This window comes from Nocardia sp. CY15 (genome assembly GCF_009829295.1).
GTDB lineage: Bacteria > Actinomycetota > Actinomycetes > Mycobacteriales > Mycobacteriaceae > Nocardia > Nocardia sputi.
In genome coordinates, this window is sequence record NZ_VUOT01000010.1 from 141,309 (window position 1) to 163,051 (window position 21,743).

Sequence of the window (21,743 nt, forward strand, 5' to 3'; positions counted from 1 at the left end):
AGCAGACCGCGGTTCAACACGACGTCAGTGGGAGAACAGCAGTGACCAACACCGAACCAGCGCCCGCGAACGAGAAAGCGCGGGCAGACAAAACGACCGCGCGGATGGACGGCCCCGCCGTCATCGAGGTGCGCAATCCCGGCACCGGTCAGGTCGTCGGCACGGTGCCGGACGAGACCGCCGACGCGGTCGCCGCCAAGGTTCGTGAACTGCGGCTGTACCAGCCGGAGTGGGAGGCGATCGGTCCCGAAGGTCGCAAAGTCTGGCTGCTGAAGTTCCAGGACTGGTTGATCGACAATACCGACCGGCTGGCCACCGTGCTGCAGTCGGAAACCGCCAAACCTCGGGTGGACGCCCTGATCGACCCGGGGTTCGCGACCGATCTGATCGGCTACTACGCGCGCCGCGCGGCCAAGTTCCTGGCCGACGACCACCCGTCGCCGCACAGTCCGCTGGCTCGGGTCAAGCGACTGACCACGGTGTACCGGCCCTATCCGGTGGTCGGCGTCATCACGCCGTGGAACTTCCCGCTGGCCATGCCCGTGATGGACGTGTTCCCCGCGCTCGCCGCCGGGGCGGCCGTCATCCTCAAGCCGTCCGAGGTGACTCCGCTGTCCGCGCTCGAACTGGCGAAGGGCTGGGCCGAGATCGGCGCGCCGCCGGTCTTCTCCGTGGTCACCGGCGCGGGCGCGACCGGAGCGGCCGTGGTCGGCAACGCCGACTACATCCAGTTCACCGGCTCCACGGCCACCGGCCGCAAGATCGCCGCCGCGTGTGTGGAGCGGATGGTGCCCTACAGCCTCGAACTGGGTGGCAAGGACCCGGCCATCGTCCTGGCCGACGCCGACCTCGACCGGGCCGCGCACGGCATCGCCTTCGGCGGCATGTTCAACTCCGGCCAGGTCTGCATCTCGGTGGAGCGGGTATATGTCGAGGCGCCCGTGTACGACGAGTTCGTCGCCAAGTTGACCGCCAACGTCAAGGCGCTGCGCCAAGGGCTGGACGGGCGCGACTCGAAGTACGACGTCGGGGCGCTGGCCAACGAGAACCAAGTGGCCATCGTGCAGCGCCACGTCGAGGAAGCCGTCGCGGCCGGCGCCAAGGTGCTCACCGGCGGCAAGCGGGCCGGGTTCGGCACCGCCTTCGAGCCGACCGTCCTCGTCGACGTCGACCACACCATGTCCTGCGTCACCGAGGAGACCTTCGGCCCGACGTTGCCGGTGATGAAGGTGGCCGACGAGTCCGAGACGGTTCGACTGGCCAACGACTCCATCTACGGCCTGTCGGCCTCGGTGTGGACCGGCGACAAGGAGCGCGGGGAGCGGATCGCCCGGCAACTGAACGCGGGCGCGGTCAACATCAACGACGTCTTCGCCAACCTGTTCAGTTACGCGTTGCCGATGGGCGGCTGGGGCCTCTCCGGTGTCGGCGCCCGCTGGGGCGGAGCCAACGGTGTGCGCAAGTACTGCCGTCAGCAGGCGATCACCACGCCGATTCTGCCGACCCAGCAGAAGGAACTGTTCTGGTACCCGTATTCGATGCCGAAGCTGCTGTTCGCACTCGGCGCCATGCGCGCGGCGGGCGCGCGCGGCCTGCGTCGTCTCGACGTTCCGGCCCTGCTGAAGCTCAGAGGAGGCGACAAGTGACCGAAGCGAAGCAGATTCGCGGCAAGGTCGTCGTCATCACCGGTGGCGCCCGCGGCATCGGGCTCGCAACCGCGACCGCGCTGCAAGCCCTCGGCGCGCGGATCGCGATCGGCGACATCGACGAAACCACGGTCAAGGAGTCGGGGACGGCGCGTGATTTCGAGCTCTACGGCAGGCTCGACGTGACCGACCAGGATTCGTTCGACGGCTTCCTCGACGAGGTGGAACGCACCCTCGGCCCGATCGATGTGCTGATCAACAACGCGGGCATCATGCCGACCGGCAAGCTGGTCGACGAGCCGGACCCGCTGACCCGGCGCATCTTGGACATCAACGTCTACGGCGTGATCCTGGGGTGCAAACTGGCATTGCGCCGGATGCTGCCGCGCGGCAGCGGCCACATCATCAACATCGCCTCGCTGGCCGGCGAGACCCACATCCCCGGGCTGGCCACCTACAACGCCAGCAAACACGCGGTGCTCGGGTTCACCGACACGCTGCGGGAGGAGTACCGCGGCACCGGCGTGCGCTTCTCCTCGGTGCTGCCCACGTTGACCAACACCGAGCTGGGCTCCGGTGTCACCGCGCCCAAGCTGCTGCGCCCCGCCGAGCCGGAGGAGATCGCCGACGCCGTCGCCGAGCTGATCGTCAGGCCGAAGTCGAAGGTGCGGGTGACCGCGGTGGCCGGCTTCATCTCACAGTTCGTCGGCTTGCTGCCGGAAAAGCTCGGCGACGGTATCGGTCGGGCGCTCGGGTCCGGGCGGGCTTTCCTCGACGACGTCGACGCCGAGAAGCGCAAAGCGTACGAGGAGCGCGCCCGCGGGGTGTGAACTCGGCGCCGAGCCAGGGCGCCGCGGCCGGGATTCCTTTCGGCCGCGGCGCGCTTCGCCGTGCGGCCGCTCCGGCTACGTGACGAACAACTTGTGAGGAAAATCACGCGAGCTGTCGCTTACACCGCGTAGCCGGTCAGCGGCAAATTTTCAGCCCGCAGGCGGCAATCGCGGCGGCGTCCACTATCCGCTACCCGCACTCCCGACCGGCCCTCATCCATGCTGGTCAACCGCCCAATTGCGGGGATGCGGCCGGAAACGCTCGATGCATGCCGGAAATTCGCCAACCGCCTAGTGCGGAGCACCACCGGAAGCAATATGCTGTCTCTAACAAACCTGCCGACTGTTTCGGCGCCAGTATCCGAACTTTTCGGCCTGATAAGGCTGGAAATTCCGGACCGATTCTGATAGCAAGGGGCTATGGACCCGCACTTGCGCGATCTGCGGTATTTCGTCGCCGTCGCTGAGGAACTTCACTTCACCAACGCCGCTCAGCGGCTGCACATCGCTCAACCCACCCTGTCGCGTCAGATCCGTCAGCTGGAACGCCAGCTCGACGTGGTCCTGTTCGACCGCAACCAGCGCAGTGTCGCGCTGACCGTCGCGGGCAAGGAGCTGCTCGAAGGCGCCCGCAAGATCCTGGAGCTGTGGGAGGTCACCAACGTCTCGCTGCAGGAGGCGGGCGAGGTGCTGCGCGTCGGCATCCAGTCCGCTCTCGGCCGCGGCCTGCTCAGCGACCTGGAGAGCGCGAGCGGACACCGCCTCGCGCTGCACGCGGCCTCGTGGACCGATCCCTCCAGCGGGCTCGCCGGCCGTCAGGCCGACCTCGCGCTCGTCTGGTTGCCGCTGCCCGACCAGAGCCGCTACCGGTGGCAGGTGCTGCGCACCGAGCCGCGTTGGGTGCTGCTCCCGGAGAACCACCCGCTGGCCGTCTCGGAGACCATCGAGTTCACCGATCTGCTCGACGAGCCCTTCGTCGCCCTGCCCACCGAGGCAGGTGCGGTGCGCGACTTCTGGCTCGGCAACGACGGACGCGGCGGCCGTCCGCCGAAGATCGGCGCGGAGGCCGCGACCGCCGAGGACAAGCTGGAAGCCGTGAGTCTCGGCCTGGGCGTGTGCCTGCTCGCCGAGAACAACGTGCCGATGTACCGCTGGCCCGGCCTGACCGCGCGCCCCGTGGCGGGACTCGCGCCGTGCGAGCTCGCCGTGGCATGGCGGGCCGACGACAACCGGCCGACCATCCTCGAGTTCGCCGGGCGGGCCGTGGAGGGCGGGTTCGCCGCGCAGCAGTCGCCGGTCAGCGTCTGAATCGGCCCGGCGGGGCCGCGGGCGCGGTGCGCCGCCACGGGTGGCGTGCCTCCAACTGCGCGGACAGTCGCAGCAGAGTGGATTCGCTGCCCGGCGGTCCCGCGAGCTGGGCGGCCACCGGTGTGCCCGACCGAGGGTGCATGCCCATAGGGACGGAGGCAGCGGGCCAGCCCACCAGATTCCACATCGGGGTGAAGGGTGCGAACCGCGCGCCGGCGAGCAGAGTGGCCGGTCGATTGCGGAAGTGCCAGGCCCGCGCCGTGGGTGGCGGGGCGGCGAGCGTGGGAGTGATCACCACGTCGTAACGCTCGAAGAACTCCAGTAGCCGCGCCTCGACCCGGTCGATCTGGGCGGGGCGCGCGAGCCGCAGTCGATGCACTGTCCGGCCGAGGGCCAGTCGACGGCGGGCTCTACGCGATAGCCGGTCGGGCTCGGGTAGTTCGGGGGCATCGCGTGCGCCGAGGGCCAGCCAGCGTAGGGATGCCGCGAACAGAGCGTTCCCATACGGTAGCGCGGTCGGTTCGACCAGATGGCCCGCCGCCGCGGCCACCGAAGCCGCTCTGCGGGCCGCCGCCGTCCAGTGCCGGTCGACACGCATCAGGCCAGAGGGTGGATCCACGGCCAGACCGATGCGTAGTCGGGCGGGTGGATCCACGTCGGCTAGGTCGGGCCGCGCCGCCAGCACCGACAGCGCCAGCGCGGCGTCGTCAACACTCGTCGCGAGCACACCGCTTTCGACCAAGCCGGACCAGGCGCCCGCACCGGGGACCGTGTACTGCCCCGGCTTGATCCCGAAGATTCCGCAGCATGCGGCGGCGACCCGCACCGACCCCAAGCCGTCGCAGCCGTGCGCCACCGGAACCAGCCCGGCCGCGATCGCGGCGGCGGCCGCACTTCCCGCGTTGCGTGTGGGGTTCCATGGATTGCGGACGACGCGCTCGCCGTCCGCGCTGGTCACCCACCGGCCCAGTTCGGGCGCCGCGACGAGCCCCAGGACCACCGCGCCCGCGGCGCGCAGCCTGGCCACCACCGGATGATCCGCGGCGGCTGCCGTACCCCATGGCACCGGCTCGCCCGCGATCGCGACGCCGTGTTCGACCGCGACCGGAACACCGGCCAGCGGCAGCACGTCGAGGTCGTCGCGCTCCATCAGGCCGACCGACTCGGCCATAGCCTGCTCGGCGCGAAGGACGCTGAACGCGTCGACATCCCGCTCCGCGGCCGAGATCCGCGTCCCGGCGTCCGCGGCCACCTGGCCGGGGTGCAACAGTCCGTCTCGCACGCACGCCGCGATGGTGGCTGCCGGGCCGCGTTCGAGGCCGTACTCGGGTTCTGCGATGCGCTCCGGTCGCCCGTCGGCAGCGGCCCCGAGTAATCGCGCGAACGCCGTTTCGGTGGTCTTCGCATTCGGAATGGTTGTTTGCGGTGCGGCGTTTCTCGCCGACATCGAGCCGTTCGCCACTACCGCGGCCTCGTCAGACATGTGCTGGTCATCCCCCGTCGCGTCGTTGTCGAAATCGGGTGATCCACTGTCGAGCCGCAAGTTATCATTTCGGATACGGCGCGGGGGATGATGGTGTTGGGTGTGGCGGGAAATTTTCGGCGCATCCGACCAACCACCGTTGCGGATTCCGCGGCGTCCGCCGAGCCACTAGGTCCGAGCATGAGTGCGAACTCTGAGAGAAGTTCCGAGCGCGACACAGGTGTTTCCACCCGTGCGAGGAGTGGCGACCTGTCGCGTGCCGAATCCGACGCGGTATCGGCATTCTCCGCGGCCTGGGAATCCACCCGGCGCCCACCGCCGATCGCCGAATACCTGCCCGACGCCGCCACCTTGCGCCGCGCCGCATTGCTGGAGCTGATCCGCGTCGACTTGCGTCATCGCTGGCTGCGCCGTTCCCGCGCGGGCACGGCGCCGGAACCCGCCGCGCGCCTGCGCTTGGCCGATTACTGCGCAGAATTTCCCGAACTCACATCCGATGATTTTCCTGCCGGTCTGGTGTACGAGGAGTTCGTCATCCGCCGCCAGAGCGGGGAGCGGGTCGATCCGCGCGAATGCCTGCGCGAATATCCGCGACAGGCCGAGGAACTGCGCGAGTTGTTGAACGCCGACGAGATCGACCAGAGCACCCACCGCGCGACCCCGGACGATTCCACCCGGACCGTCGTGGCGCGCCCCCAGGGCCTCCTCGCCGACACCGCGTTGAACCGAACCGCCGAGTCCGATCGTGATTCGGAGATGACCAGAACGACCGCAGCGGATCCGACCGGAACGGCCACCGCCGTGCCTACGACGATCGGCACCGGACCGGGCAGATACAACGCGCTCGACCGCATCGAGGTCGGGCAACGGATCGATGATTTCGATCTGCTGACCGGTTTGGGCAGTGGCGCGTTCGCCCGTGTCTTCCTCGCGCGCCAGCGCTCGCTGCAACGGCTGGTGGCGGTCAAGATCTCCGCCGACCACGGCACCGAGCCGCAGACCCTGGCCCAGCTCGACCACGACTACATCGTGCGAGTGTTCGACCAGCGCCTACTCGACGACGCCGAGGGCGCCGCGCGCCGGCTGCGGCTGCTCTACATGCAGTTCCTTCCCGGTGGCACGCTGCTCGGCCTGCTGCGCCGGGTGCGTGCCACCCCACCCGCCGAGCGCAGCGGCCGGCTCCTGCTCGACGCCGTGGACGCGGCGATGGAGGAGAAGGGCGAGATTCGGCCGACCGACTCCAGCGTGCGCGCCGAGATCACGACACTGAGCTGGCCGGAGACGGTGGCCTGGCTGGGCCGCAGGCTGGCCGAGGCGCTGGAATACGCGTCCTCGCACGGAGTGCTGCACCGCGATGTCAAACCGGCCAACGTCCTGCTCACCGCCGAGGGCGTGCCGAAACTGGCCGACTTCAACATCAGCTTCAGCCGCAACGTGGAGGGCACCAGTCCAGTGGCCTACTTCGGCGGCTCGCTGGCCTACATGTCGCCGGAACAACTGGAGGCCTGTCATCCCGGTTTCGGCCGTAGCGCCGCCGACCTGGACACTCGCGCCGACATCTATTCGCTCGGGGTGGTGCTGTGGGAGCTGCTCACCGGCGCCAAGCCGTTCGACGACAGCACGGCGGGCGTGGGCGGCCAAGGCGACGACACCACCTTGGAAGCCATGCTGGAGCGGCGCAGCGCCGGTGTGGACACGGCCGCGCTGGAGGCGGTCCCGCCCGACTGCCCCGCCGCGTTGCGCCGTGTGCTGCTGACCTGCCTGGCGCCGGAGCGGGCCGACCGCTGGTCCAGCGGCACCATTCTGGCCAGGCAGCTGGAGATGTGCCTCGACGAGCGCGCACGCGAACTGGTCGATCCCGCGCCGAACAGCTGGCGGCGGCGGCTGCGCCCGTACATAGTGCCGGTCGCGCTGGTGGCGGTGGCACTGCCGAATGTGCTCGCCTCGCTGTACAACATCCAGCACAACGAAAACCTGATCATCAGCCGCATGACCGAGGATGCCCAGCGGACCTTCCTCGTCATCACCGGCACCGTGAACGCGATCTTCTTCCCGGCTGGTATCGCGCTGGTGCTGTACATGGCCAGATACGTGCTCACGGTGCCCCGCGGTCTGCGCAAAGGACGACGATACGACCCGGAGACCCTACAGCGCGCCAGAAAGGACGCGCTACTGATGGGCGATCGTGCCGTGGCCGTGGCATTCTCGCTGTGGGTACTGGCCGGGTTGATCTTCCCGCTCGCATTACAGGTCTCGACCGGAGACATTTCGACACCAGCCATGGTGCACTTCTTCTCTTCCCTGGTGGTGTGCGGTGCGATCGCGGTCGCCTATCCCTTCTTCCTGCTGACCTTCTACATGGTCCGGTGCATCTATCCGCTGTTCCTCCGGCACGGCGACATCAGCCCCGAGGACGCGGTGTGGTTGCGTGGCCTGGACCGGCGCTGCAACCGCTACCTCGCGGTGGCCGCCTCGGTGCCGCTGCTCGCGGTGGCCGGAGTCACTTTCCTGCCCCCGCCCGACATCCCGTCGGTGATCTTCGCGGTCCGGCTGCTGTGTGTGGGCGGCATAATCGCGTTCGTGGGCACCTACTTGCTGTTCCGTGCGCTGGAAGCGGATCTGCATGCGCTGGAGCGGGTCGTCGATCCCGAATCCGCCGCGATGGGAGCCCCCGCGGGCCAGCCTGTACGAGTGTCGACGGCCACAGTGGAGACCAGCACGTGACCTCCTCGCGCACCGATGCCGTCGCCCGGTTCGCCACCGACTGGCAGCGCAGCCTCCACAACGATCGGTTGCCGCCCCGAATCTCCGACTATGTGCCCGACGGCGCGCGGGTGCGCTTGGCCGTACTCGTCGACCTGATCCGGGTGGATCTATGGCGGCGCTGGGAGCGCGAAGGGCTCGGTAAACGGATCGCGGAATACCGATCGGAATTCCCCGAGGTGGAAGACAGCCCCGAGCTGGTCGATCTGGTGTGCGAGGAATTCCGCGCACGCCGGGAACGCGGACCGCTGCCGCCGGAGGACTTCCTCGCCGAGTATCCGGACCTCGCCGACTCGATCCGCGAACGTCTCGCCGTCCTCGCCGCCGACGCCGACCTCAGCGCGGCCGAGTCTCGTGCAGCCGCCGCGGCGCTGGCCGACCTCGCGCCCGGTCTGCGGATAGATGACTTCGACCTGCTCACCGACTTGGGCGCGGGCCTGCTCGGCCGCGTCTTCCTGGCCAGGCAACGTTCGATGCAGCGGCTGGTCGCCGTCCGGTTCTCGGCGGGACGCGCGGGCGCGCCGCACACGATGGCCCAGCTCGACCACTCCCATATCGTGCGCGTCTTCGACCAGCGGGTGCTCAGCGCCGACGCCGCGCGCACCCTGACCGTCGCGGGTCCGCTCGCGAACGGCGGCCGCACCACCACGGCCGCTGAACCGAACGCGACCATCGCGGTGCGTGACCTCGACGCCACGGTTTCCGAGCCGTTCGATCCCGACGCCACGGTCGCGGTCATGCCGGCCCGCCCGACCGCGAGCCACACCGGCGACGATCCGGCAGTCGCCGAGCCCGGTGCTCCGGGCATGGGACGAGCCGACGTAGCCGTCGGCCGACGATCCACCGCGGACGACGCGACGGTCGCCGCCGGAACGAGCGCCGCCGCGGGTAGCAGCAGTGACGACACCACCGTCAGTGCGCCTCGCACGCGTCCTGCGCGCCGCGACGGCACGCCGATCCCCGAGCACGAGGCCGGGCAATCCGCCGGATCGGCCGACGGCACCGTGGTCCTCGCCTATCCGGACGCGACGCAGGCCGAATCGACCGACCCGGACGCCACGCTCCCGGCCCCGCCGGACCAGGCCGACGCCGCGCCCGGCCCACAACTGGCCCCGGACTCCCGCTTGCCCGCACTCCCACGCCTGGTCTACATGCAGTACCTCCCCGGCGGCACCGCGGTCGGGCTGCTCGAGCAACGCCGTCTCGGCCCGGTGACCGACGGCGGCACCCTGCTGCTGCGGGCGGTGGACACCGCCATGGAGGACAAAGGCGAGATCCGTCCGGCGGATTCGAGCGTGCGCACCGAGATCGCGCGGCTCACCTGGCCGGAAACCGTGGCGTGGGTGGGCAGGCGGCTGGCCGACGCGCTGGATTACGCCGAGCACCACGGCGTGCTGCACCACGACATCAAACCGGCGAACGTCCTGTTCACCGCGGAGGGCATCCCGAAGCTCGCGGATTTCGCTCTCGGCGAGGCGGCGCCGCGCACACCCGCTCCGCACCATCCCGGCGCGACCGACGCACTGGTCTATCGCTCCCCGGAGCAGCTGGCCCATTATCTCGATCCCGATGCGCCCGCCCCGGGTAACGGCAGCGACATCTACTCCCTCGGCGTGCTGCTGTGGGAAATGCTGACGGGGGCAACCCCGTTCGACGATCCGCCGCCCACCGACGACGTCCCTGAGACTTACGCGCGGATGCTCGCGGTGCGCCGTGGCGGCGTCTCGGCGGCGGCCCTGTCACTCCTGCCCGAAGACACTCCGGCCACGCTGCGCCGCGTGCTGCTGGACTGCTTACACGCGGAGCCCCAGCGGCGCTGGCGCAGCGGCGCGGAGCTCGCGGGACAACTCGACCTGTGCCTCGACACCCGCGCGCGCGACCTGGTCGATCCCCCGCCCGACAGCCTCGCCCACCGAGCCCGCGGCTGGCTGCTCCCGGTAGCGGCGCTGTGCGCCGGCGTGCCGAACGTGCTGGCCAGCTTCTACAACATCCAGCTGAACCAGACTCTGATCATCGACCGGATGTCGGTCGCCGACCAGGAGAAGTTCGCGGCGGTCGTATTGATCAACAATCTCATCGCGTTTCCGGTCGCCGCGCTGCTTTTGCTGTTCATCACCCGGCGGCCGCTCGCCATCGCCTACCGGCTCGGCCACGGCCGGGGATACTCCGCGCGCATGCTCGCGAAAGCGCGTCGCGACACCCTGCTGATGGGCGATTGGGCAGTGTGGATCCCCTTCGGTTTCTGGCTGATCGCCGGCATCATCTGGCCGCTGGGAGTGGCCTTCTCCGGTGTAAGCCTGCCGAGCGGGACCTTCTTGCATTTCTTCGCGGCGCAGGTGGTGTGCGCGGCGATAGCCCTGGCCTATCCGTTCTTTCCGATCATGGTCTACTCGGTGCGCTCGATCTATCCACAACTGCTCCTGCGCGGTGGCATCGGCCCTGACGACGAACGCCAGCTGCGCGCGCTGGCAAAGCGCGGCAATTTCTACCTCGGTGTGGCGGCGTCGGTTCCCCTGCTGGGAGTGGCGACCGCGACCTTCGTCGACCCCGCCGACCTGCAGCTGGTGATCGTTCCGGTGCGCGTGCTCAGCGTGGGTGGCATCCTGGCATTCGTGCTGACCTATCGGCTGTTCCGGCTCCTCGAAGCAGATCTGCTCGCTTTGGCCAGGGCGATTCCGCAGCGGGCGCGATGACCACACCGCGGCCGCTGGGGCGGCTGGTGAGCCTGTCGCACGTCCACGATCCGGTCACCACTCCGCTGTATCCGGACGATCCGGAATTCCGCACCGACATCGTGGCCACGATCGCGAACGACGGCTATCACCTGCGCTACATCCAGCAAGGCGAACACACCGGAACACATTGGGGCGCACCGATCCATTTCCGTGCCGACGGGCTGGCCGCGGACGAACTCGAACTGGACGATCTGCTGCTGCCCGCGGTGAAGATCGATGTGCGGCAGCGCTGCGCGGACGATCGCGACTACACGATCACGGTCGGCGATGTGAAGCAATGGGAGGCCGAGCACGGCCGGATTCCGGACGGCGCCGCGGTGGTCGCCTGGACCGGCTGGGACGCCAAGTGGGGTACGCCCGAGTTCATCGGCACGGGCGAATCAGCCGGTCGGCAACCGGGTTTCGCGGTGGAGACGGTGGAATGGCTGTTGCGCACCGGCAGGCTCGGCCGCCGCGGCGCGCTCGGCATCGACACGTTCGGCCCCGACGTGGGAACCGACGAGACGTACGCGGTGTCCAAACTGCTCTACGGCGAGCACCGGATCAGCTTGGAATGCTTGGCGAACCTGACCGCGCTGCCCGCGACCGGGGCGTGGGTGCTGGTGGGCGGACCGATATACCGCGGTGGTTCCGGCTCTCCCGCAACCATTTTCGGTATCCTGGGCGGCTGACGCCTCAGCCGCCGTATACCTTCGGGTCCAGGGTGCCGATGTAGGGCAGGTCGCGGTAACGCTCCGCGTAGTCGAGGCCGTAGCCCACGACGAATTCGTTCGGGATGTCGAAGCCGACGTGCGCGACTTCCACGGGTGTGCGTAGCGCGTCGGGCTTGCGTAGGAGGGTGACCACCTCGAGCGAGGCCGGGTTTCGGGTGGACAGGTTCCGCTTGAGCCACGACAGCGTCAGCCCGGAGTCGATGATGTCCTCGACGATCAGGACGTTGCGGCCGGCGATGTCCTTGTCCAAGTCCTTCATGATGCGCACGACGCCGGAGGAGGAGGTCGACGACCCGTAGGACGAGACGGCCATGAACTCCATCTGGGTCGGGATCGGCAGGGCCTTGGCCAGGTCGGTCATGAAGAAGATCGCGCCCTTGAGCACGCCCACCAGCAGCAGGTCCCCCTCGGGAGCGCCGGGGGGATACCGTTTGGCGATGAGTTCGGCCAGCTCCTGGGTCTTGGCGGCGATCTGTTCCTCGGTGATCAGCACCGACGCGATGTCGTCCCCGTACACGTCAGCTGGTGTCCCTTCCGTGGTGGTGAGCCCGTTGGGCCGGTTCGGTCTGCTTCATCGGTCCGATGTCTTCCGCGCCCAGCCGCAGTGTCAGCCTGCCATGTTCGCGCCCGGCGACCAACCTGCTACCCGGCCTTCCTCCGCCGACCGCGACGCCGCCCTGCCCACGCCACGCTGTCACCAGGTCGTCGACCGCCTGTAAGTGCTTCGTGGTCAGGGCTTTCGCCCCGTTGGCCAGCAACCATGACCGAATGGCCCGTTTGCGCAGGGCCGCGGGCGCAGTGGCGAGGGTCTCGATCACCAGCGTCTGCCCATCACTGGCGGTGTGCCGCAGTTCGGCGGCGAGCGCGTCCAGCACCGCGCCGTCCTCCCGCAACTGCTCGGCCGTCCGCGCGAGCGCCGGGGCGACCCCGCCGCCGAGAATTCGCTCCAACAGCGGCAACGCCTCGGTGCGCAGCCGGACCCTGGTGAACTCCGGCGAGAGGTTGTGCGGGTCCTCGTGCGGCGTCACGCCCAGGTCGGCGCACACTCGCCGGGTGATCTCCCGGCGCACTCCGAGCAGCGGCCGCCCCCAAGGCTCGCTACAGGGCGCCATCCCTTGGATCGAGCGCCCACCCGAGCCGCGCGCGAGCCCGAGCAGCACGGTTTCGGCCTGGTCGTCGAGCGTGTGCCCGAGCAGCACCGGCAGGCCCCCGCGCGCGGATTCCAGCGCCGCGTAGCGGGCTTGGCGCGCGGCGGCTTCCACCCCACCCTCGGTGCCGACCTGGACCGCGAGCACACGCGCGGACCGGCAGCCCAGAGCGAGCGCCTGAGCCGCCGCCTCGGCGGCGACGGCCCCGGAACCGGGTTGCAGCCGGTGATCGACCACCAGCGCGTCGACCGCATGCGTCTCGACCACCGCGGCCGCCGTGAGGGCAAGCGAATCCGCGCCGCCGGACAGCGCCACCGAGACTGCTTGCTCCTCGGTGTCGCGCGGCCCGAATCCGGTCAGCCAGTCCCGGACGGCTCTGCGGACGGCGAGCACGGCGGCGGTCTCCGGGAGGCGCCGAACGGTGCCGGGCTCAGGCGGACGCCCGACGCCGGATGACCCGGCCTCCGGCCCGGAACGCCCGTGTGTCCCTCTCGGCGCACGCCCCATGGGCGCAGCCTACCGACCGGACTCGCGCACCGCCGCACCGCCGGGCCCGAAGGCGGCGCGCTCGCTCAGGCCAGCACGCGCTCGATCCAGCGCTGCGGATGCTCGATCTCGTCGGGGCGGGGCAGCGTGTCGGCATCGGTCCACACGGTGTTGAACCGCGTCATCCCGACGGTACCGACCACCTCGTCCACGAACTTCTTGCCGCGCACATACTGCGCGACCTTCGCGTCCACCCCGAGCAGGGCGCGCAGGATGCGTTGCACCGGGTTGGTCGGACGCCTGCGCCGCTGGTCGAACGCGGTGCGGATCTGCTCGACCGACGGGACGACGGCGGGGCCGACCGCGTACATGACGTGATCGGCGTGGCCCTCCAGCAGAGTGCCGAGCATGAGCAGGCGATCCAGCGCCTCACGCTGCGGCGGCGCCTGGGTGGCGCGCAGCAGACCGATCACGCCGCGTGCGGCCGGGTCGTCGGAGGCGGTGCCGCGACGGCGGTCACGCACCTCGTCGACCAGACGCGACAGCATATCGCCGAGCGGCTCGTCACCGACCTCGCCGAGCACCTCGACGTTGGCGCGCATGTAGTCGCCGAGCCAGGGCGCGGAGGAGAACTGCACGCGGTGGGTCACCTCGTGCAGGCAGACCCAGAGCCGGAAATCGCTCGGTGACACCCCGAGCGCGCGCTCGACCGCGACAATGTTCGGCGCGACCAGCAGCAGGGTGCCGTCCGATCCCGTGAACGGGTCGTATTGGCCGAGGATGGCGGTGGACAGGAAGGCGAGCATCGCCCCCGCCTGCACACCGGCGGGTTTGCCCGCCAGCAGCTTGCGTTCGGCCCGCGTTTCACCGGTTCCGGTGAGCTGGGCCATCGAGTCGGCGGCGGCGGAAATCCATCCCGGCCGGTCGACGATCCTGGCCGCGGGCACCGGCCGGTCGTCCAGCAACCCGGTGACCTCACGCACGGGCCCCTCGGCTCGCACCGAGGCATCGGCGAGTTCGGTGACCACCTGCCGGGCCGAGTAGCGCGAGGTACGCGGACCCGCGGGTACCAGCGCGGAGCCGGTTCTCGCGGCCAAGGGCCAATCGACCACGCCGGACAGACCCGAACGGGCCTTGCCTCGGCCGACCGCGCCCGCGGAGCCGGACTCGGCTGTGTCGGAACCTTGCTGGGTCATACTCAACCACCCGTCACGAGCATCCACAGTTTCGCAGCGTGCCTGCGATCGCGTCCAACGCGGGCCTGCTCACCTCCGGCGGTCGATCGTTCGACATCAAAGCGAAGGTCAGCACCCGCCCATCGGCGTCCAGCACATACCCGACCAACGCGCTGGACACCGACAGAGTTCCGGTCTTGGCCCGCACCCAGCCCGCGGCCTGCCGGTCCCGGGTGACGTAGCGGCTGGTCAGCGAGCCCGTGGCGCCCGCAACCGGCAGGTGGTCGAGCATCGGCGCCAAGGTGGCCGCGATCCGGTCGTTCTCCGGCTTGGCCTTGGTACCGGCCGGTTGCACCGCCGTGGCGCCGGTGGGCTTGGCCGCGGTCGCCACGACCCGGTCGAGCAACCGCGCGGGAATCCGGTCGTCGACCGAAAGCCCACTACTGTCGTGCATATCCAGGCCGGACAGATCGAAACCGGCCTTGCTCAGCGCCGCGCGCACCGCGGCGACGCCACCGTCGAAGGAAGCCGGGCCACCGGTGGCCGCGGCGATCTCCCGCCCGATCGCCTCGGCGAGCACGTTGTCGGAATAGACCATCGTGTCGCGCAGCCGGTCGCGCAGCGGCGCCGACTGCACAGAAGCGACCTCGGTCGCGCCTACGGGGGCGACGCCCGCCCGCACTCGCGCCGGGTCGAGCCCCAGATCGGCGGCGAGTCGCCGTCCGGCGTCCAGGGCGGGCGTCGGGGTGCGGGGCGAGTACTCCACAAGGGGCTGCAAGCGGCCGCCGTCGATCATCACCGGCTCGATAGGGGCGATGGAGCCCTCGGGGATGTCGATCGGGTCCCAGCCCTTCGCCATGGTCGGGCCGGTGTAAGCGGAGGTGTCGACGATGATCGTGTCCACCGGGCGGCCCGCGGACTTGATCTGGGCGACCAGGTCGGACAGACGCGGTCCGTTCGGGTAGTAGCCCTTGCCGTCCGGTTGCGCGGTGAGCGTCGGATCGCCGCCGCCGACCAGCACCAGTTCGTTCGGCGCGGAACCGGCGACCACCTTCGTGGTCACCCGATGCTCGGCGGGCAGCGTGAGCAAGGCGGCCGCGGTGGTGAGGATCTTCGCGGTGGACGACGGGATCATCGGGCGGTTCGCATCGCCGCTCCACAGCACCATCGCGCTGTCGGCGTCGGTCACCTGGCCCGCGAACGCGCCGAGGTCCGGGTTGCCGATGACCGGCGCGAGCGCGGCCGCGACGCCCGCCGGACTCGGTGCGGAACCGGTGGGCCGGGCCGCGCCGACCTGTGGCGACGGTTCGACCGGAGCGGGCGGGGCGGCGATGGTCAACCCGCCGTGCCGGAACTCGTCGGTCCACGGCCGCACCGCGAGCAGTGCCACGACGGCGACGGCGAGCAGCACGACCAGCGTGGCCGAGATCCAGATCCATCTGTTGCGACGCCGCCGGGCGGCCAGCCCACCGATGTTCTCGTTGCCACCAAACACGTCGCCGCCGCTCTCCTGACCGATTCCCGCAGCAGCCGCCTGCCGCACCCATATCCCCGGGGACCACACTATCCTCGTTGCGCAACCGTTCCCCTGAACAACCTGGCGAGTCGGCGCACTCCGCAGCGGCCGAGTCGGCAGTCGCCGAAAAGAAGCCGAGTCGCCGGGCTCGGCACCGATGCACGAAGGAGATGGCGTGGAGTTCGACGTCACCATCGAGATTCCCAAGGGTTCTCGGAACAAGTACGAGGTCGATCACGAGACCGGCCGAGTCCGGCTCGACCGGTTCCTGTACACGTCCATGGTCTATCCCGCCGACTACGGCTACATCGAGAACACCCTCGGTGAAGACGGTGACCCGCTGGACGCGCTGGTCCTGCTGCCCGACTCGGTGTTCCCCGGCGTGATCGTGGAGGCCCGTCCGGTCGCGATGTACAAGATGACCGACGAGGCCGGCGGCGACGACAAGGTTCTGTGCGTACCGGCGGGCGACCCGCGCTGGGACCACATCCAGGATCTGAAGGACGTCCCGGAGTTCGAGCTGGCCGCGATCAAGCACTTCTTCGAGCGCTACAAGGACCTGGAGCCCGGCAAGTACGTCAAGGGCTCGGAGTGGGTCGGGCGCGCCGAGGCCGAGGCCGAGGTCGAGGCGTCCATCCAGCGCCTGAAGGACCAGGGCGGACACTGAAAGCCGCTACGGCACAAGCGAAGCGGGGAGTCCGGTAGGCCCGGACTCCCCGCTTCGCTCTGCGGGCCGCATCGAAGGCCCGAGAGGGTGAAAAGGGACACCCGGATACCGGATGCCCCTTCTCGGTGACAGGTGGCTCAGTAGGAGATGTAAAGGTCCCAGCCGTCGTAGGTCTCGATGCACTCCCAGTAGTAGCCGCCGGTGCTCGGCGAGATACCGTCCGCCCGGCAGGCTTCGAAGGTCGCGTAGGTACCGATGTAGGTGCCGTTGTAGGCGACGTCCTGGTAAACCGGCGCGGCCGAGGCCGAAGCGGCCGTCGACACCCCGGCGACGGCAGCGGTGGCCAGCAGACCAGCGGCGAGGAAGGACTTGATACGCATTTCTTGTGCTCCTGAATGCGAGGCGAAATCTTTGACGTCCCAAACGATATGGACGTTCGGCGCCGCACACAGCCACCCCTAGGGTGAGGGCAGGGCAACCCTGAGGCGAATCACCTTGCCCACCCTTCCTCCCCACCCTTGGTGCACGGCGCGCCCGACCCGCCGTCGGGCGCCGTGGGCATCACCGACCGCGGAACTCGGGCGGGCGCTTCTCGAAGACGGCCTTGATCGCCTCGGTGAGGTCCTCCGAGGGCAGGAACGCGGCATTCCACGCGGAGACGTAGCGCAGGCCCGCTGCGACCTCGTCCTTACGCCGCTGATCCAGCACGTCTTTGACACCCTGCACCACCAGCGGCGGGTTCGCGGCGATCTCGCGCGCGGTGGCGTGCGCGGCGTCCAACACCGACTCCTGGTCCGGGAAGACGTCGTTGACCAGGCCGATCTTCTCCGCGCGCGCGGCGTCGATGTCCTTGGCGGTGTAGGCGAGCTCACGCAGGTGTCCCTCGCCGATGATGCCGGGCAGCCGGTGCAGCGAGCCGATGTCCGCGACGATCGCGACCTTGGCCTCTCGCAGGCTGAATTTGGCGTCCGCGCTGGCATAGCGGATGTCGACCGCCGCGATCAGGTCCAGCCCGCCGCCGATGCACCAGCCGGACACGGCGGCGATCACCGGCTTGCGGCAGTCCGCCACCGCCGTGACCGAGGCCTGCATCTTGCGCAGTTCGGTCAGGAAGTCGGTGCGCGGCGCGGCCAGCGCCCGTTCGGCCAGCAGCGGACCGAACGTGCCGCTCATCGCGGGCAGGTCGAGGCCGTAAGAGAAATGCTTTCCCGAGCCGGTCAGCACGATCGCGCGCACCTCGGAATCGGCGTCGAGCGCTTGGAAGACCTCCGGCAACTCGCGCCAGAAGTCGGGGCCCATCGCATTGCCCTTGCCGGGGCCGGTCAGCGTCACCTGCGCGACGTGATCCTTGGTTTCGACGGTGAAAGCCTGCCAATCTGTCATTTGTACAGCGTATCGAGACTCGTCGCGGCCGGTATTCCGACCCGGGAAACGTCCCGGCGTGCGCGACTCGCAAAGGAAGTCGCGCGAGTGTAAAGGCTGTGCGAATTCGCAGTGATCTACTGGTTCCCGGTTCGGAGAAAAGCGGATCATGAGCAGGTCAGCAAACCTCATTCATCGGGTTCGGAGGACACTGTGCTGATGCATCGCGGAATCGGCCTCGACCGATTCAACCAAATGCCCCGCGGTCGCGCGGTTCACGCGCTGTATGAATGCTGTTGCAACGTGACGTGGGCGGCGACACTCGCCGACGCTCGCCCGTACCGGGACCGCGAGGCACTGCTGAGCAAGGCCGATGCCGAACTGCTCGCGTTGTCCCCGCGGGATGTCGACCGCGCCTTCGAAGCGGTTGCGCACGAAGCGGTCTCCTCGCGCGACGTGACCGAACTCGCGCGGATCACCGGCGAACGCATCGCCGGAATGCTCGGTCCCAGCGAGGGATACCCGGAATACTGAGCGGGCGGCGCGACTCGCCCGGCGTACGGTCCGCAATCGCTCTACCCTGGTGAGATGCGCAGGTCGTCATTGCCCCCGGTCGCCTGCCGGGTCGCGGACACCCTCATCTCACGGGGCCATCACGGTCTCATCGTCGCCCAGCCGGAACCGACGCACACCGCCGCGGATGCCGCGCGCGCACTCGGCGTCGATGTCGGGGCGATCACAAAATCACTGGTATTCCTGCTCGACGACGACCCGGTGCTGCTACTGGTTTCGGGCGCGCACCAGGTCGACTTGGCGAAGACCGGTGCGCGCCTGGAAGGGACACTGACCCGCGCCCCCGCCGATATGGTGCGCGAAGTGACCGGTCAGCCCATCGGCGGCGTCGCGCCGGTCGGCCACCCGACCAACCTTCCCACCTGGGTGGACAACGCGCTGGCCGCCCATCGAGAGATATGGGCCGCGGGCGGGCACCCGAACACCATTTTCCGCACGTCGTTCCCACAGTTGCTGCGGATCACCGCGGGTCTTCCGATCGACGTGGACTGACTCGGGCCCGGGCCGCGGAAATCATGCCGAAGGCCACACACCCCGCGCGGTTCGGGCGTCCGGGCGTAGTTTCGTCATGTGACCGACGCACCACGGCCGGAGACGGGACTACAGATTCCCGATGATCTGAGCGGCATCACCGCGGAGCAGTATCGCGCGTCCATGCGCCACTATCCGGCGGGCGTCACCGTCGTGACGCTGAACTCGCCGCAGGGGCCGGTCGGCTTCACCGCGACCTCCTTCGCCTCGCTGTCGCTGGATCCGCCGCTGGTCTCGTTCAACATCGCGCACACCTCCTCCAGCCTGTCCGCCATGCTGGACGCCGAGTCCGTCGTCATCCATTTCCTCGGCGAACACCAGCAGCACCTGGCCCACCGGTTCTCCCGCGCCGCCGAGGAGCGCTTCACCGACCGCGCACTGTGGACCACGTTGGACACCGGCGAACCGGTTCTGCACGGCACCCCCATCTGGCTGCGCGCCACCGTGCACCAGTTGATCCCCATCGGCGACCACACCTTCGTCGTCGGCTTGGTCACCCGCGTCCACGACAACACCGACGAAAAGCCCGCCGCCTCGCCACTGCTGTACTACAACGGCCGCTACTACCGCCCCACCGCCCTGGGCGACTGACCGTAGATTCCGACTACGCCACCCGGCCTCACGCCCCGTCCAAGGTGGCGAAGTCGACGTCCACGGGGAAAGGGCCGGTCAGCCGGAGCACGTACTCGGACACTGGTGAGACGACTTCGACCACCAGCAGTACGTCCGCCGTCGTCAACTTGCGATCGCCATTGATACACCGGTGCAACGCCACGTCCGGGCGGCGAAAAGAGAAACCAGGGCTTCCCGGGCGGCTGCGCACGTAATGCATTTCGAAGTCGGTCACTACTCCGGTGCACGGCTCGTCCGGGGCGGCCTGCTCCAACGCGTTGGCCAGTCGCCGCGCCACATTGTTGTGCTCGAAGGTCCCACTGCGGCAGATGATCACATGGCCGTCGACCACCTCGATCTGCCGCTGGATGTCTTCGGGAAGCGCCGCGTAGCCCTCCTCTGTGATGAGGAGGGCCCCCGGATCGGTGGCCCAGACGGGCAGCGTGCTCATAAGTTCGCCTCAGCTCGGATTCGAATACGGCGATAGTATCCGGCGGCGCTGCCCTGATCGGGCGTACGCGGACTCAGCCGACCAAGCAGGGGGCAGCGCCGGCGGGAGCCGTGGAGGTGAAGGGGCGGGTTTCGGGGGTGGGATTCCACAGGCCGTTGGTGACGGTGTAGTCCCAGCTGGGGCCGGTGCGCACCAGGGTGTCCACGGCCTCGACGAGACGGTCGGCGTCGGCGGAGGTGGTGCCGAGGCCGATGCTGGCGCGCAGGGCGCCGGCCAGCCCGAGGCGGGTGAGCAGCGGATGGGCGCAGAAACGTCCGTCACGCACGCCGATGCCGTGCTCGGCGGAGAGATAGGCGGCCACGTGGCCGGGGGCGAAGTCGGCGAGTGTGAAGGCGACGATGCCGACGGAGTCGGGACTGTCGGTCCAGATGCGCAACAGCTGGACGCCGGGGATCGCGGCCAAGCCGTCGCGGAGGCGGTCGGCGAGCCGATGCTCGTGCGCGGCAAGGGTTTCGGCGTCGATGGCACCGAGCGTGTCACAGGCGGCGGCCAGCGCGGCGGCGCCGAGCACGTTCGGCGAACCGGCTTCGTGCCGCTGCGGAGCAGGCGCCCACTCGGCCCCGTCGGTACGCACCTCGCGCACCGCCCCACCACCGGCCAGGTACGGCTGGGCCGCGTCGAGCCAATCCCGCTTGCCCACCAGCACACCCGCACCGAACGGCGCGTACAGCTTGTGTCCGGAGAACGCCAGATAGTCGATGCCGGTGTCGCGCAGGCTGATCCGCCGATGTGGCGCCAACTGCGCCGCGTCCACCAGGATGCGGGCGCCGCACTGGTGGGCGATGGTGGCCAGACGCTCCAGCGGAAGCACCTCACCGGTCACGTTCGAGGCGCCGGTCACCGCGAGCAAAGCCGCGGGCCTGCTGCACAGTTCGGCGACCAGCTTGCCGATCGTCTCCTCGACCGTGCCCGCCGCCTGCACGACGCGCCTTCCATTCCTGGTCCACGGCAGGAGGTTGGCGTGGTGCTCGATGTCGAGCACCACCGTGTCGCCGGGGACACAGGACGCGAGCAGGTTGAGCGAGTCCGTGGTGTTGCGGGTGAAGACGACCACCTGGTCGTCGGCGGTGTCGAGGAACCGACAGACCGACCCGCGAGCGGCCTCGTAGCACTCGGTGGAGATCCGGGAGGCGTAGCCCGCACCGCGGTGCACGCTCGCGTAGAACGGAAGCAGCTGCTGCACACGCTCGCTGACCTGCGTCAAAGCGGGCGCACTCGCCGCGTAGTCGAAGTTGGCGTAGGTCGCCGTTCCGCCTTGCACCAACGGCACGCGCAGTTGGTCACCGGAGACCTGGGCGAGTGCGGCACAGGCGTTGTCGAGGGCAGTAGTCATCACGTGAATCCCGTCGGCTAAGGGACCCGCGATCAGATGAGTCGTCGAGTCCGCGCTTGCCGCGCCCGGTCGGGCGGCGGCCGGGTCGTCACCCGGAGCACCCCACCGCGGAGGAGGGTTGCCGGCCAGCAAGCCGGGGCTTTGCACTGGCACTCATGACCTGACCCGAGAGTGGCAGAAGCGCCCCGGCACTGTCAACCACATCCGACCCGAGTCCCCCACGAGCACCGCGTGGACCTAACCACCATGTGGGAGCCATTACAAGCACCCCCACGAAGACACGCGAGCCGCGCCTGCCTCGCGAAATCGTGGACCCCTCGGCGACAGACGACTGCCACCGCGCCCGGTGCC

General features: G+C 69.3%; 19 protein-coding genes and 1 riboswitch. Of the genes, 10 read left to right on the forward strand and 9 right to left on the reverse strand.

The features are described 5' to 3' along the window. Positions 1–41: 41 nt before the first annotated feature. The 3 genes from GVY39_RS14970 to GVY39_RS14980 all read left to right on the forward strand — a co-directional run bounded on the left by GVY39_RS14970 (position 42) and on the right by GVY39_RS14980 (position 3,784). Positions 42–1,646, forward strand: coding sequence for an aldehyde dehydrogenase family protein (locus tag GVY39_RS14970; RefSeq protein ID WP_159924549.1), 1,605 nt, complete (start codon positions 42–44; stop codon positions 1,644–1,646). Continuing rightward, complete coding sequence (locus GVY39_RS14975) at positions 1,643–2,476, forward strand: SDR family oxidoreductase (protein WP_159924547.1); 834 nt, start codon at positions 1,643–1,645, stop codon at positions 2,474–2,476. Before GVY39_RS14970 ends, GVY39_RS14975 begins: the two co-directional genes overlap by 4 nt. Before the next feature lie 420 nt (positions 2,477–2,896). Continuing rightward, positions 2,897–3,784: a LysR family transcriptional regulator gene (locus GVY39_RS14980; protein ID WP_159924545.1), complete on the forward strand. Its 888-nt coding sequence runs from the start codon at positions 2,897–2,899 to the stop codon at positions 3,782–3,784. Here GVY39_RS14980 and GVY39_RS14985 read toward each other — a convergent pair. Continuing rightward, positions 3,774–5,267 (reverse strand): amidase, encoded by a 1,494-nt coding sequence (locus GVY39_RS14985; RefSeq protein ID WP_159924543.1) that lies wholly within the window; start codon positions 5,265–5,267, stop codon positions 3,774–3,776. The two genes, GVY39_RS14980 and GVY39_RS14985, sit on opposite strands and share 11 nt — an antisense overlap. Positions 5,268–5,447: 180 nt before the next feature. On the opposite strand from GVY39_RS14985, the gene GVY39_RS14990 reads away from it, so the two are divergent. Genes GVY39_RS14990 through GVY39_RS15000 form a run of 3 tightly spaced genes read left to right on the forward strand, consistent with a single transcriptional unit; the run spans position 5,448 to position 11,436 of the window. Further along, positions 5,448–7,991: a serine/threonine-protein kinase gene (locus GVY39_RS14990; protein WP_159924541.1), complete on the forward strand. Its 2,544-nt coding sequence runs from the start codon at positions 5,448–5,450 to the stop codon at positions 7,989–7,991. After that, entirely contained in the window at positions 7,988–10,723 is a 2,736-nt protein-coding gene (locus GVY39_RS14995; RefSeq protein WP_159924539.1) for a protein kinase, read from the forward strand. The genes GVY39_RS14990 and GVY39_RS14995 overlap by 4 nt, the downstream gene beginning before the upstream one ends. Beyond that, positions 10,720–11,436, forward strand: coding sequence for a cyclase family protein (locus tag GVY39_RS15000; RefSeq protein WP_159924537.1), 717 nt, complete (start codon positions 10,720–10,722; stop codon positions 11,434–11,436). The genes GVY39_RS14995 and GVY39_RS15000 overlap by 4 nt, the downstream gene beginning before the upstream one ends. A gap of 4 nt (positions 11,437–11,440) precedes the next feature. Here the strand turns inward: GVY39_RS15000 and hpt are convergent, their stop codons facing one another. The 4 genes from hpt to dacB form a co-directional block, all read right to left on the reverse strand. Next, positions 11,441–11,995, reverse strand: a complete 555-nt coding sequence (hpt, locus tag GVY39_RS15005) for a hypoxanthine phosphoribosyltransferase (protein ID WP_159924535.1) — start codon at positions 11,993–11,995, stop codon at positions 11,441–11,443. Between the two features lies 1 nt (position 11,996). Next, a complete protein-coding gene (gene tilS / locus GVY39_RS15010; protein ID WP_159924533.1) occupies positions 11,997–13,133 on the reverse strand; it encodes a tRNA lysidine(34) synthetase TilS in 1,137 nt (378 codons plus the stop codon). A 65-nt stretch (positions 13,134–13,198) separates the two neighbouring features. Further along, positions 13,199–14,308 carry a zinc-dependent metalloprotease gene (locus GVY39_RS15015; protein WP_159924531.1) on the reverse strand — a complete coding sequence of 370 codons (1,110 nt, stop codon included), beginning with the start codon at positions 14,306–14,308 and terminating at the stop codon, positions 13,199–13,201. Positions 14,309–14,321: 13 nt separating this feature from the next. Next, positions 14,322–15,761: a D-alanyl-D-alanine carboxypeptidase/D-alanyl-D-alanine-endopeptidase gene (dacB, locus tag GVY39_RS15020; RefSeq protein WP_159924807.1), complete on the reverse strand. Its 1,440-nt coding sequence runs from the start codon at positions 15,759–15,761 to the stop codon at positions 14,322–14,324. Between the two features lie 217 nt (positions 15,762–15,978). Between dacB and GVY39_RS15025 the strand changes: the two genes are divergently transcribed. Then, complete coding sequence (locus GVY39_RS15025) at positions 15,979–16,470, forward strand: inorganic diphosphatase (RefSeq protein WP_014348688.1); 492 nt, start codon at positions 15,979–15,981, stop codon at positions 16,468–16,470. A 137-nt stretch (positions 16,471–16,607) separates the two neighbouring features. Here GVY39_RS15025 and GVY39_RS15030 read toward each other — a convergent pair whose 3' ends face one another. Beyond that, positions 16,608–16,850, reverse strand: a complete 243-nt coding sequence (locus GVY39_RS15030; RefSeq protein WP_159924529.1) for a hypothetical protein — start codon at positions 16,848–16,850, stop codon at positions 16,608–16,610. Between the two features lie 181 nt (positions 16,851–17,031). After that, positions 17,032–17,853: a crotonase/enoyl-CoA hydratase family protein gene (locus GVY39_RS15035; protein WP_159924527.1), complete on the reverse strand. Its 822-nt coding sequence runs from the start codon at positions 17,851–17,853 to the stop codon at positions 17,032–17,034. A 234-nt stretch (positions 17,854–18,087) separates the two neighbouring features. On the opposite strand from GVY39_RS15035, the gene GVY39_RS15040 reads away from it, so the two are divergent. From GVY39_RS15040 to GVY39_RS15050, 3 genes are all read left to right on the forward strand, one after another. After that, positions 18,088–18,366 (forward strand): 2-oxo-4-hydroxy-4-carboxy-5-ureidoimidazoline decarboxylase, encoded by a 279-nt coding sequence (locus tag GVY39_RS15040; protein ID WP_283779889.1) that lies wholly within the window; start codon positions 18,088–18,090, stop codon positions 18,364–18,366. 54 nt (positions 18,367–18,420) lie between these two features. Beyond that, complete coding sequence (locus GVY39_RS15045; RefSeq protein ID WP_159924523.1) at positions 18,421–18,897, forward strand: YbaK/EbsC family protein; 477 nt, start codon at positions 18,421–18,423, stop codon at positions 18,895–18,897. A gap of 78 nt (positions 18,898–18,975) precedes the next feature. Beyond that, positions 18,976–19,527, forward strand: a complete 552-nt coding sequence (locus GVY39_RS15050) for a flavin reductase family protein (RefSeq protein WP_321210174.1) — start codon at positions 18,976–18,978, stop codon at positions 19,525–19,527. Between the two features lie 28 nt (positions 19,528–19,555). Here the strand turns inward: GVY39_RS15050 and GVY39_RS15055 are convergent, their stop codons facing one another. Both GVY39_RS15055 and GVY39_RS15060 read right to left on the reverse strand, forming a co-directional pair. Beyond that, on the reverse strand, positions 19,556–19,999 hold the full coding sequence (locus GVY39_RS15055) for a Uma2 family endonuclease (protein WP_159924521.1): 444 nt from the start codon (positions 19,997–19,999) through the stop codon (positions 19,556–19,558). 73 nt (positions 20,000–20,072) lie between these two features. After that, positions 20,073–21,392: an aminotransferase class V-fold PLP-dependent enzyme gene (locus GVY39_RS15060; RefSeq protein ID WP_159924519.1), complete on the reverse strand. Its 1,320-nt coding sequence runs from the start codon at positions 21,390–21,392 to the stop codon at positions 20,073–20,075. Positions 21,393–21,439: 47 nt separating this feature from the next. Beyond that, positions 21,440–21,553, reverse strand: a riboswitch (SAM riboswitch). Between the last annotated feature and the right edge of the window lie 190 nt (positions 21,554–21,743).